General features: G+C 52.4%; 9 protein-coding genes. 4 read left to right on the top strand and 5 right to left on the bottom strand.

The window, feature by feature from the left end:
* The first annotated feature begins 8 nt into the window (after positions 1–8).
* A complete protein-coding gene (locus tag EA473_RS07915; protein ID WP_124195124.1) occupies positions 9–1229 on the top strand; it encodes a metal-dependent hydrolase family protein in 1221 nt (406 codons plus the stop codon).
* Positions 1230–1246: 17 nt separating this feature from the next.
* Here the strand turns inward: EA473_RS07915 and EA473_RS07910 are convergent, their stop codons facing one another.
* Entirely contained in the window at positions 1247–2389 is a 1143-nt protein-coding gene (locus EA473_RS07910; RefSeq protein ID WP_124195123.1) for an NAD(P)/FAD-dependent oxidoreductase, read from the bottom strand.
* Between the two features lie 170 nt (positions 2390–2559).
* A complete protein-coding gene (locus EA473_RS07905) occupies positions 2560–3321 on the bottom strand; it encodes an IclR family transcriptional regulator (protein ID WP_124195122.1) in 762 nt (253 codons plus the stop codon).
* Positions 3322–3869: 548 nt separating this feature from the next.
* On the opposite strand from EA473_RS07905, the gene EA473_RS07900 reads away from it, so the two are divergent.
* Positions 3870–5339, top strand: coding sequence for a CoA-acylating methylmalonate-semialdehyde dehydrogenase (locus tag EA473_RS07900; RefSeq protein ID WP_124195261.1), 1470 nt, complete (start codon positions 3870–3872; stop codon positions 5337–5339).
* Positions 5340–5388: 49 nt separating this feature from the next.
* On the opposite strand, the gene EA473_RS07895 is transcribed toward EA473_RS07900, so the two are convergent.
* The 3 genes from EA473_RS07895 to EA473_RS07885 form a co-directional block, all read right to left on the bottom strand.
* Positions 5389–6636: an MFS transporter gene (locus EA473_RS07895; protein ID WP_124195121.1), complete on the bottom strand. Its 1248-nt coding sequence runs from the start codon at positions 6634–6636 to the stop codon at positions 5389–5391.
* Between the two features lie 106 nt (positions 6637–6742).
* Positions 6743–7711: an electron transfer flavoprotein subunit alpha/FixB family protein gene (locus EA473_RS07890; RefSeq protein WP_124195120.1), complete on the bottom strand. Its 969-nt coding sequence runs from the start codon at positions 7709–7711 to the stop codon at positions 6743–6745.
* Entirely contained in the window at positions 7708–8502 is a 795-nt protein-coding gene (locus tag EA473_RS07885; protein WP_124195119.1) for an electron transfer flavoprotein subunit beta/FixA family protein, read from the bottom strand. The genes EA473_RS07890 and EA473_RS07885 overlap by 4 nt, the downstream gene beginning before the upstream one ends.
* A 298-nt stretch (positions 8503–8800) precedes the next feature.
* On the opposite strand from EA473_RS07885, the gene EA473_RS07880 reads away from it, so the two are divergent.
* On the top strand, positions 8801–10081 hold the full coding sequence (locus EA473_RS07880) for an OFA family MFS transporter (protein ID WP_243645212.1): 1281 nt from the start codon (positions 8801–8803) through the stop codon (positions 10079–10081).
* A gap of 1840 nt (positions 10082–11921) precedes the next feature.
* Complete coding sequence (locus EA473_RS07875) at positions 11922–12695, top strand: IclR family transcriptional regulator (protein ID WP_124195118.1); 774 nt, start codon at positions 11922–11924, stop codon at positions 12693–12695.
* Positions 12696–12913: the final 218 nt, after the last annotated feature.

Raw genomic sequence — 12913 nt, 5'->3', positions numbered from 1 at the left:
AAACTGCAATGAAAGCCATTACGTGTAGGCGCTTGATCGACGGTGTGTCGAATGATCCAATCGATGATGGGGTCGTACTGATAGAGGAGGACACAGTAACGAAAGTGGGACACCGTGAGGAAGTCGACATTCCGGCATCTGCAGAGGTGATCGATTACAGCGACAACGTGGTAATCCCCGGGTTGGTCGATGCCCACGTGCACCTCCACGGCGTCAACTCGCACAACCCACAAACTAGAATGACGGAAGACGCGACGGTCGGAACTGCCCGCGCAACCAACGACCTGCGAAAGTTGATCCAAGCAGGCTTTACCACCGTTCGTGATGCCGGGAGTAAGACCGGCCTCGGATTGAGAACAGTCGTTGAAGAGGGGACAATTCCCGGACCACGGATCTACACTGCTGGCCTCCGATTTTCGCAAACTGCCGGTCACGGCGACATTCACAGCTTGCCCTACGACTGGGTGACGAGTGGGTACGCCCCGATTTACTCCGTACTGACAGATGGTGCCGACGAGTGCCGGAAAGAAGCCCGAAAACAGATCCGACGCGGGGTAGATCTGTTGAAAATAATGACGACAGGTGGGCTCATCTCAGAGAAAGACGATCCGACTGACGTACATTTTACACCCGAGGAGATACGCGTCTTCGCAGAAGAAGCCCACCGCCACGACATTCCCCTTGCCTGTCACGCACAGGGCGCAGAAGGGGCAAAGGTCGCCCTTCGGAATGGTGTCGATACTATTGAACACGGAAATCACCTCGACGACGAAGGAATCGAACTACTGGTCGAAAAGGACGCAATACTGGTTACGACACTCGCACTGTTGGACAAGTTCGCAAAATACGGCGATGAACACGACGTGCCAACGAAAGCCGTTCGGAAATCTCGAGAAGCCCGAGAGACGCACATAGACGCGATAACTCGTGCATACGAGGCCGGAGCATCGATTGCGATGGGGACTGATACGACCGGGACGCCGCTTATGGAACACGGAAAGAACGGATACGAACTCGAACTGCTCGTTGATGCAGTTGGAATGAACAACATGGAAGCAATACAGGCGTCGACTAGTGTCGCAGCTCAAACGGTCGGTGACGAACCGATCGGCTGCCTCACCTCCGGCCACTTCGCCGATTTCGTGGTACTTGAAGAGGATCCACTGGAGGACATCACCGCGATTTACGAGATTGCCGAAGTATACAAAGGCGGAGAAGTTGCTATCTGAACGGCTGCCTTACTAAATTACCAATCGGTACTGTGACTTTTAACTTTGAAGTCATCAGCTTCGTTGAACCGTGAGGGTGCATACGGTTCAGGCTGGAACGAGAGATCCTGATCCAAGATCAGTTCCGTAACGAGTTTCCCTGCGAACGGTGCACGTGCAACCCCAGCACCGTTGAATCCAGCACAGATATAATAGTCAGAAAGGGACGTGGAACCGACGAGGGGGTTTCTGTCTGGTGTCGATGTACATCGACCGGCCCAGCTTTCGGCCACTCTGGCATCACGTAGTGAGTTGGCGATCCGATCCGAAGATTCGGAAACATGCACGAGAAACGACTCAGACACAGTAGTCGAGAATCCATTGGGATCCGGAATAAACGAAGACGTTCCACCACCGATCAACACGTCGTCACCCAGTTCCTGACGACCATAGAGACCGAGATCCGGACAGTGAAACATGGGGATATCGAGCTGCCGATCCGGTTTCAAGATCGCAATTTGACTCGTTCGTGCTTTGATAGGGAGGGAAATGTCGAGCATTGAGTTGGTCTGTGTACTCCATGCACCCGTCGCATTGACTAGATACTCGCTTCGATAAGTTCCATCGGTAGTGTTAACGAGAAATCTGTCACCATCGGTGTTGATGTCGGTTACGGAATCGAGTTTCAGTGTTCCACCTGCAGAGCGAAATTCGGAAAGCATTGCTGTCGTAAGCGAATAGGGATCCGAATGCAATGCACGATCGAATGTTAGCGCAGCAGTCGTTTCTACCGTATTGAAAGGCACATCTGTTGTTTGTAGATTATCGCTATCAAGGTACGTGAACGTATCCGGATGTGCCTCCGTGAGACGATGTAATCGATCCGCCCCTTCGCTTGAGTGTGCTAGAACGTAATCCTGGTCGTGATGAATGGTGATTTCATCGTGTCTACAACTCAACTCCTGATAGAACTCTATGCAGTACTCCCGTATGGCGCTTGGGAATTTGTGGGACGCATACGTATTTAGATGTCCAGCCGAACGCCCGGTTGCCTTACTTGCGGGTTGATCCTTTTCGAGGATGAGGACATCCGCATTAGTAGCGTTTACCCAGTGCCATCCACAGCTGGCACCGATGATACCACCGCCAATAACGATTAGTTCGTATTCATTTACACTCATAGTTGTTAGACGATATTCCGATTGTCAGCCCGATACACCCGCCGGCGATTCATGTTAACGCCGACACACGGATCACGCGGTCCGAACCAAGTCGTGTTAATTGATTGGTACAGTATCGGTGAGTACGAAGAGGAAATAAATATAACTTTCGAGTTGATCAATATTCCTGATCAATCATATTCCATTTTCAACTGGATCGTGTTTGCGGCGTCGATGATCAATTCTGGAAGGTCGTCTCGATACCACGATTCTTTCAATCGGGTCGCTGGACCGGACACACTGATTGCCCCAATGACAGATCCATGACAAACGATCGCGGTTCCGACTGCCCTGACTCCTTCAACTTCTTCGCCATCATTGTATGCAAATCCTTGATCGCGAACTTTATCGAGTTCGATACGGAGTTCTTCCTCGCTACTGATCGTATGCTTGGTCTGCGGTGAGAGGCCGTGCCGTGCGATGACCTGTTCGAGACGGACCGAATCGAATTCCGCCAGAATACACTTACCACCAGATAGGCAGTGCAAATAAGTCCGGTGTCCGATCCGACCAGTCGTCGGTACGGCGTTTTCCCCGATCGCCTTATCGATGTATACTGCTTGTCCGTGTTCTTCAACGATCAACCAGACTGCCTCACCCGTTTCTTCGGCGAGTTGCTGTAAAATAGGCTGAGCAATGCTACACACTTTGATGTTGTTTTTCGCGTACACTCCATGATCCAAAAATTTCAGACTGATATCGTATTTATGGTCGGACTCAACCAGATACCCCTCGTGGAGAAGGGTCTTAACGTGATCATGGACGCTACTGTTGGCCATGTTTAATTCATTCGCTATCTCCGAAGCGGTCAATCCAGAATTTTTCTGGATCACCCGCAAAATTTCCGTGATTGTTTTAGTTGTTTTGACTTTTGCTTCGTGTTCATTGGTCATAGGTAGACATCACGAGTCGAGTGTTTTTATATTTTGCTATAGAGTTGTAATTGTTAGACAGGTAATATTTCGCTGATGCCGAATTAGAACTCGCCCTAAACCGACGATAGTCAAATTAGGATGAGCGACCGAGACCATGTAAAAGGCAGGAGCCCAAAGCAACGTCGCTGACGATCTGAAGTGGTTCCACGAATCGCCAGTTATCCAATTAGAAGTAGGAACCATGGTTTCTAGTAGACTGCGAATAATGTTTTTCGCTACACTATTACACGCGTACGTCTGTCAGGGAAGCCTCCCGGGATTCACAATCTCTGGTTCATCAACCCGAACAGGTCAATTTTGCGCCGGCAGGATGTTATTCGCTAATACCGAAACAATAGTGTTCATACAGTCCATCAACCCCGATTGGAGATGTCTTGAACTGATCACAGTAGGTTATCCGTCGGGGGGAGACGGCTGAAGAGTGATTACATTGCATGGATCAATGTCCATTTCAACCAAGAACCGCAACCGAAACTTATGTTAAGGACTTCGCTGTAGATGGGTGCATGAGTGATTTTCGAAAAGAAACGGAAACAGTACAGAATTACGTCGGTGGCGAGTGGCAGGCACCCACCGGTGACGATGGACAGAACGTCATTAACCCCGCGACCGGCCAACAGGTCACTCACGTACCCTTCAGTACACCCGAGGATGTCGACCAAGCCGTCGAAAAAAGTCGCCAAGCTTTCCAGGACTGGCGCACGACTCCCGTCGAAGAGCGCATTCAACCTCTCTTCCGACTCAAACAGCTCCTCGAGGACAATCAACACGACCTCGCCGAGACTCTCGTTCGCGAACATGGCAAAACCAAATCGGAAGCCATGGGCGAAATTCGCCGCGGAATCGAAAACGTCGAAGTCGCCTGTGGCATTCCCTCGATGATGCAATCCGGTACCCTCCTCAACGCCGCTCCTAACATCGACGAGTCCGCACCACGCAAACCACTCGGTGTCTTCACAGCCATCACCCCATTCAACTTCCCTGCGATGATCCCACTGTGGTTTCTTCCCTACGCTGTCGCCACCGGCAACACGTTCATCCTCAAACCCAGCGAACGCAACCCTACTACGCCGTATCAGCTGATCTCGCTCGTCGAGCAAGCCGGCTTCCCTGACGGCGTCGTCACCCTTCTCAACGGTGGCCCAGACTCGGTCAACGCCCTGCTCGAGCATCAGGACGTCGAAGGGGTCTCGTTCGTCGGCTCCACCCCCGTTGCCGAGTACATCTACGAAACTGCAGCCCAACATGGCAAACGCGTCCAAGCACAGGGCGGTGCCAAAAACCACATCATCGTCTCCAAACACGCTGACCTCGAATTCGCCGCCGACCAAACGATCAGCTCTGCGTTCGCCAACAGCGGCCAGCGCTGTCTCGCCAACCCAATTGCCGTCGTCGTTGAGGACGTCTACGACGAGTTCGCCACCTTGGTCGTCGAGCGCGCCGAGGCCATCAACGTTGGCAACGGCCTCAAAGCCGAAACCGACATGGGACCGGTTCATACAGTCGACCACGCCCAGAAGGTGAAAAACTACATCCAGACCGGTATCGAAGAAGGTGCCGACTTGCTGCTCGACGGACGTGAGACCGATCCCGAAATGCCCGAAAACTACCTCGGCCCGACTATCTTCGGTGACGTGACCATGGACATGAAGATTGGGTGCGAAGAGATCTTTGGGCCAGTGTTAGGTCTGGCGGCAGTTGACGACTTCGAAGCGGCAATCACTCGGACGAACGCGAGCCGGTTCGGCAACGCAGCCTCCCTGTTCACGAAGCGAGGAGACGAAGCCACGGCGTTCAAACACGAGGTCGAGGCGGGGAACTTAGCGATCAACGCAGGGACGGCCGCGCCGATGGCATTTTTCCACTTTGGTGGCTGGAAAGACTCCTTTTTTGGGGATCTCCACGCTCAAGGCGAGGACATGATCCACTTCTACACCGACAAAGCCATCTGTATCGAACGGTGGCCCAGCCGCTGACCAGATCGATTCGAAATTGATCACACGGCCGAAGCGACAAAAAGACCAATCAATGAAGAACCATCAAGAGTAAAAATAGCAATGAGAGTATCAGACTGGCGCCGGCGATCATTGGAAACGCCGAGGCAACGCCCAATTCGGTCGCCAGGAATCCGAAAATAGCTGGTCCGCCAGCACTCCCGAGTGCAGATCCAGTCTGAATTATCCCGAACAGACTCCCGCTATATGCCTCAGTCGCTTCACTGGAGACGAGAGCATTCTTTACTGGATAGCTGACGTACATGGCAATACCGATGAGCATGAACCAGACGATCATTACGGGAATGAGAGCCTCAACAGTCAAACTCGTAGATAACCGCATCAGGAGAAGCGTTGCTCCGACGAGCATCGCAGTGAATAATGACGCGCCGATTCCAAGATAGTATCGATCGAATCGATCCGCTAGATCACCAGCCCACAGCGAAGCGATACTACCACCCAGTAACAACATGAAGAAGGCCACGTTGCTGATCGAGATGGACACACCAGTTTCGGCAGCGATGTACGATGTGGTAAACGTTTGAATCGCACGATGTTGGAGAGAAACGAACAGCGTGATCAAAAACAAGAGTGCAATCCGTCTGGTGGTCAGAAAAGCCATCGCTTTACGTAGCGTATCACCACGCTCTTGCAACGTCGACCCACCATCCGGGCGGAGAGATTCGGATGTCGAAAAGGATGCGGTAACAAACAGATTGAGGACAAATACTGTCATGATACCGCCGAGTGTTGCACCTACCAGCAACGCGATTCGCCAGCCAAAAAGTTCACCAATCCCACCGATCACGAGCGGGGCAGCCATGGTTCCGAGGGTTCCACCAAACCCGAAGACACCCATGGCTTTTCCCTCAGTTTCGTTTGTCTCAACGTCACTGATTATCGACATGCCGGTTGGGTGAAACGTACTCCCACCGACCCCGGCAATAGCCTGAGCCACAATCAACGTCTCGTAATTGGGGGCAAAGCCAGCAAATGCGATCCCACCGACCATACTGACAAGACCAAATAACATGAGCCGGGTTTTTCCGATATAATCGCCAATTACGCCCGCTGGCAACTGAAAGAGCGAGTACATAATGAAAAAAACCGTGACTAACAGACCCGCCTGACCGTACGTAATCTCGAGGTCAGCGACCAATATTGGGATGATCGGCGGAAACGCGATTGAGAAGAACTCTGTGATACCATGACTGATCGTAACTGGCGTGACGATATCAGGACGGTGAACGTCTGTGACCCGTTGTACGAACGATGGCACTACAGAGTGTTATAACTCATAAGTGATAAACCAACCGAGACACATCTCGCGCGTATGCACACGACCACGTATCGAACATCGAGCCAATGCAGTGTCTAGAGTACCCTCATACACCCGGTGGCTCGCCACCGCATTCCCTGATGAGTTCGGGTACAACATCGAACAGGTCGTCAACGATTGCATAATCAGCGATATCGAGGATCGGTGCGTTTGAATCGTTATTGATAGCGACAATGATGTCGCTGTCTTTCATGCCGGCAACGTGCTGGACCGCTCCCGAGATGCCGATTGCAAGGTAGACGGTTGGGGTGACAGTTTTACCCGATTGGCCGACCTGTCGATGGGCTGGGAGCCAGTCGTTGTCGACTATTGGCCGTGAAGCTGCTAGTGTCCCACCAGTCATATCGACCAAGTGTTCGATGAGTTTGAGGTTATCTTCGTCTTCGATACCCCGACCGATCGAAACAATGAACTCCGCTTCGGAGATATCAATGCCGTCAGCCGCGACAGCATCGAAACCGGTAACGGTCGACCGAACTGCATCCCGGTCGACCTCGATTTCGTGAGACACGACAGTTGCATCGCCAGGCTCGTGTGTCGTTGGCCATTCACCTGGTCTGAGCATAAGCAGCGCCGTTTCAGCTTCCGTCCCGACCGACGTCTCAACCTTTCCACCGTACATTTCACGAGTGGCTCGGAGTCGTCCGTCGTGCTCAACATCAACCACGTTTGTGATCAGCGGAAGATCAAGTCCCTGAGCAACTGCTGGTACGTAGTCGAGTCCATTTACCGAGTTTGGAGTAATTACATACGAGGGATCGATCCGGTCACAAAGCGCGGAGACGATCTGGCAATAGACATCGTGGTTGAATTCGTCGCCATGATCGATTGTGTGAATTGCACTGACACCTTCGCTGTTCAGCTCAGCCGCAAACCGGTCAACGTCACCGTTAATGATAGCGACATGGAGTTCGTCACCCAACGTACTGGCCAACTCCACACCAGCGGTGAGTAATTCGAAACTAACGTCACGGAGATCACCGTCACGGTGTTCGGCGACGACTAGGATACTCATATTTCGACCACCCCTGCCCCTTCAAGGAGTGAAGCAAGTGCAGATGCACTTTCTTCTGGTTCGCCTTCGAAATATGTTGCCGTACCTTCCGTTTCAGGTTCGGCCATCCCGAGTAGTTCAAGAGGCGATTCGACTACAGAGGAATTCATACCTAATTCTTCGAGCGATAGAGTTGTAATTTCCTTACGCTGGGCTTGGCGTATACTTCGCAGACTCGCATACCGGGGGTCGTTGATCCCAGTCTGGATCGTCAACACCGCTGGCACATCCACATTGGCCAGTTCCTCGATTCCACCCTCGAGTTCCCGACGAACAGAGATAGTTTCCCCTGACGAGTCTACTTCAAGATCATTGACGACTGCCGCCCAGCCAAATTCGAGCCGCTCTGCGAGTGCAACACCGGTTGCTCCGAACTGGTCATCGCCCGCCTGGACACCGGTTAGTACAATATCTGGCTCCTCGTGTTCGACTACCGCCGCAAGCAGCTCAACCTTTCCGTGGAGGTCCAGTACTTCGATATCGTCAAGGGCCTCGTCCCAGACTCGAACAGCGCGATCAGCTCCCTTCGCCAGTGCCGTCCGGATCGTCTCTTCGCTTCGCTCAGGACCGATGGTTGCGATAACGACTTCGTCAGCAAGACCAGCTTCGTTTAATTGAACAGCCTCTTCGATCGCATAGCTATCCCACTCATTGAGGTCGTATTGGAAGTATTCTTCACCAATCGTTATACCGGAAATATCGAATTGCTCTGCTAACTCTGCCACTTCTTTCACTGCGACCAGTATTTTCACACTAGTGGGGTGGTTATGGCGATAAAAATAATTGTCGGTAAAAAGAATGACATAGATACTGCCGGATGATTCCTCCTTAAACCAGTAGAGGGGAGATATCGATGAGAACGGGGTAGTCTCAAGAAAATCATCGGCATGGATATTAGTAAACAATAAATTATTTGTGGTAGCCGCAGAACATCCGATTTAAGGGACTTCACAGAATGAAAAATTGGAAGTGGCCACTTGGACTCAGGGGATATCCATCAAGTCGTTTGAGAATTACAATTGTGGACAATCCAGCCACAGTGAGGTGACAATGGGAACACAAACGACAGATCCGGCTACGGAGGCAAAGCGATCGCTTGGCTACTCTCGCTGGTGGCAAATTTTCGCCGCCGCAATTATGATGGCGCTGGTCAGTCCATATCAGTACATCTGGGCCTCTATCGAAGGACCACTCGCCACCGATCTGAACGTCTCGCTTTCTGCACTCGGCTTCGTCTTTACAGTTTACGTCATCATAATGGCCCTCGTCCAGTTTCCTGCAGGCTGGTGGCGCGACCGATATGGTCCTCGCGCGGTTACCCTCGTTGCCGGTATTCTTGCCGGGAGTGGCTACTATGCACTCGCGCTTTCGACGTCACTCTGGCATGTTTATTTGGCCTACGGGCTCGGGTCACTCGGCGTCGGTATGGTCTATACTGTCGCTGTGAACACCGCAATTAAGTGGTTTCCGGATAGACGTGGCCTGGCTACCGGAATCGGGACGATGGCCTTCGCCGCAGGAAGTGCCGCGTTCGTTCCTTATGTCCGGTGGGCCGTCGCTGAATCCACACTCGCAAACGCCCTCTCGAACATGGGTATCCTAATCGCCATCGGTATACTTGTAGGCGCAATTATCCTCAAGGATCCACCTGACGACTGGGAGCGAATAGAAGCATCTGTTAGAGAACACACTTCTGAGGAGACAGAGGATGATGATGGACAAACTTCCACTGCTCCAGACGGCGGGATACAGACGTTCAGGTGGCGAGAGATGGTTCGAACGTGGCAGTTTTGGGTAATGTACTTCATGTTTTTCGCCGTCAGTGCTGCTGGCCTAATGATCACAGCACGGGTCGTCCTGTACGCCGAACATGCCGGTCTGACGGTAACAGCGGTCACCGTTGCTGCGATGATTCTTCCGTTGGCGTCGGGTGCTGGTCGACTGATCGTTGGTGGCATCTCTGATTACTTCAATCGCGAACGCGTCACCGCCCTCTCGTTTCTCACGTGTGGCCTAGCGACGCTAGCGATCGTCCTTTTTGCAGGTTTGGAATCAGGGATCGGATACGCAGTAATGGTCGCCATTGCGGTTTTCTTCTGGAGCTCCCAGTTTTCACTCTTCCCAAGCATCGTTGGCGATTACTACGGTGCAGAATACTCCTCTGCAAATTATTCGATCGTCTATTCGGGTAAAATGTGGGGTGGCGTCTTCGGCGGTGGCGTCGTCGGGTGGCTCGTTGGCCTCATCGGGTGGGACCTTACCTTTCTACTCGGCGGTGCTCTAGCTCTCGCAGCTGGACTACTCGGCTTTCTCCTTCGGCCCCCACGTTAATTATCCGGACAGGCAGTCAAAACGTAGGAGGTACAGGACCCCAGGATGTACAAGCACTCTTCGATAAACTGGCGAAGTCAAGAGTGATTAATCCTCTAACCAACCAGAAACGAAAATGTCGACGGATTTTTTAACCCCTACCAGAGGGTTTCGGAACGTGTAAACCGAGTGAAAAGGGTTTTGGCTAGTTGATGGGTTATCAGCATTCGACGGGTATTGGGCCCACTCAACCGGACAGAGGCAGAGCGTTCGACCCAGCAGACGATCGAAACGGGACCAAATGGTATTCTGAGGAGAGTGTGACGAATCGAGTGATCACCAGTTGACACGGCCTCCCGCCCGTCGTTTCCATGCCAGCGCGATACCATCCGCGGTCCTGTCGGTCAATCGGTGAGTAAACAGTATGAGGACTCGCTAAGTCGGTATTATCGAAAGAGTGTGCAGAATTCAAGTCCAGTATGCAGTAGTGACTCACTCGAGGGTGTTGTTATTGATTGCAAAATGAGAGAGGAGCGATCGCCAGTGGCTATTACAAACATTTTCGAGAACAAGAAATAGTGTCTGATATAAAATTAGGTAATTTAGTTTAACCCAATCGATAAGTGGCGACTCGGCGACAAGCCGTCAAATGGCTTCGATATTCGTTGCAATATACTCTGTCGGACCAATCCCCCGATCGAAGCATCACCGAGACCGTCATTCATGACCCGTTCCGAACCGCCTCACCGGATACGTTGGGAGGGAATTAGTGTGATAGTACAACACCGATTGGAACTGTTTCAGAAATATAACAATACCAAATCATTATTCACCGAAGTCAGTATTGCTACATATGTGAAACACTATGTGGGATATAGGTCATATATTGTATTTATTATTAATGATATTATTATGTCTAATCCCATTCTATTAAGCAATCATATTGGGCGAACATAGTGTTTGTGCCCGCTGGATACGGTTCGAAGAGGATGAGTGATCAGTTCACCTCGAGATTGAATCTGCGTACTAGCGAATAGTATAGTCGTTACTGAAAACCATGCGCACCCACTCACACGTTAGTTGACGAGTAGACCGAAAGCAATATTGTCTGCTAAACAAAAGATTGTATAGGACACATAAGTATATGATAATATTGGGTGTTAGAGAAGGGATGCGAAGCGGTTACAGAAACGCTCAATTAGCGTATGACGAATCGAAACTCCTCACCGTCGGTACCGTCGGATAACGAAGGGTATCCGGTACCGGTACGGAATCTGCACCGTCGTGATCGGATTGCGGTCCCGGCGTCCGGTCCAGAACGTGGGTTTGCGCGGCACAGAACGTGAACAAGGGGATGCGCCGAATTTCCTCTACCTCGACGCACGGAGGTATGATCTAAATGGGGTTCAACCGGTCGTCACGCCCCTATCGTGCCGATTCGGATATCGGCCAATACCTATTACAACCATACAGTTGTAATTTCGAGTCGCGGGCGGGATTTGCGAGCCGAAGAGCGGATACCAACAGCCGGGAACGGTAACACCAACGCGATTCGATAATCGTGAACGTCGACCAATTTCGGGTCGGCTTTCTCCCGCCGGGATCAAACCCATCGATGAGAACCGGCCACGTTGGGGTGCTAAACGGCGATATCCTTCGGGCGCCAGTCCGAAAACGCGATCGTGAGAAAGGATCGATATATCCGAATCTCGAGCCAGCGGTGGATCCGAGCGGCCATTCCCGTGAACGCGAGAGACGAATCGGCACTCCGTGTGGTAATCGACGGCCGGAGAATTATCCGGTTGGTCGGGAGTCGGATCGAACGGGTGGAATTTTATAATAGATACAGTGATTACTAGGTATGACTTCCGAGGGCGGACCGAGACGGCGAATAAAGACGGCAGACACGGTAATCGATATATTCGAAACGCTTCGGGAGCTGGACGGAGCGACGACCGCCGAACTCGCGGCCGAGTTAGACGTCGCGACAAGCACCGCACACGGGTACCTGTCCACGCTCCACGACAGGGAGTTTCTCGTCAACGACGACGGAACGTACCGCGTCGGCCTCCGGAGTCTCGACTTCGGCATGTACGCGAAAAGTCGGATCGCCGCGACGGAGGTCGTCCCCCGAACGCTCGAGCAACTCGCCGACGAGACGGAGGAACTCGTCTGGTTTACGGTCGAAGAGCACGGACGGGCGATCGACGTCGAGAAGGCCGCCGGAGAGCGCGCCGTCACGGTCGGCACCTGGGTCGGGAAGCGAAAGCTGATGCACCATCTGGCGGGCGGCAAAGCGATTCTGGCTCACTTGCCGGAACGGCGAATCAGGGGGATTATCGATCGCCACGGACTCCCGAAGCGAACGGAGAATACGATCACCGACCCAGCGGAACTGTTCGATGAACTCGAGCAGATCAGGAGTACGAACATCGCGTTCAACGACGAAGAGACCGCTTCCGGCGTCCGGTCGGTCGGAACGCCCATCGTCGTAGACGGAACGCCGGTGGGAGCGATCGTGATCTCCGGACCCGCAAAGCGGATGAAAGGAGACCGGTTTCGCGAAACGATGCCGGATCTCCTCCTTGCGGCCTCGAACGAGGTCGAGTTGAAACTCCGCCCCGGTCGCTCCTGAACGGCTCTCGGACCGGTATTCGAGTCCGAGAATACCGTCACAGTGTGACGGAACCTGTGAAATGCCCCAATCGACGGTGTGTGGATGCGAGATAACCGACGTGATCGGTGTCTCGAAATTGCAATCGATCCCACATATGACAACCATTATACCGGCGGGCGTGTTTGAGGTGAGTAGAGACCGACGCGAGACCACCGATACCGTCACAACCCACGGAA

The organism is Natrarchaeobius chitinivorans (assembly GCF_003841505.1).
GTDB lineage: Archaea > Halobacteriota > Halobacteria > Halobacteriales > Natrialbaceae > Natrarchaeobius > Natrarchaeobius chitinivorans.
Note: the sequence above shows the minus strand (reverse complement) of the source record. Positions and strands in the feature narration are given on the sequence as shown.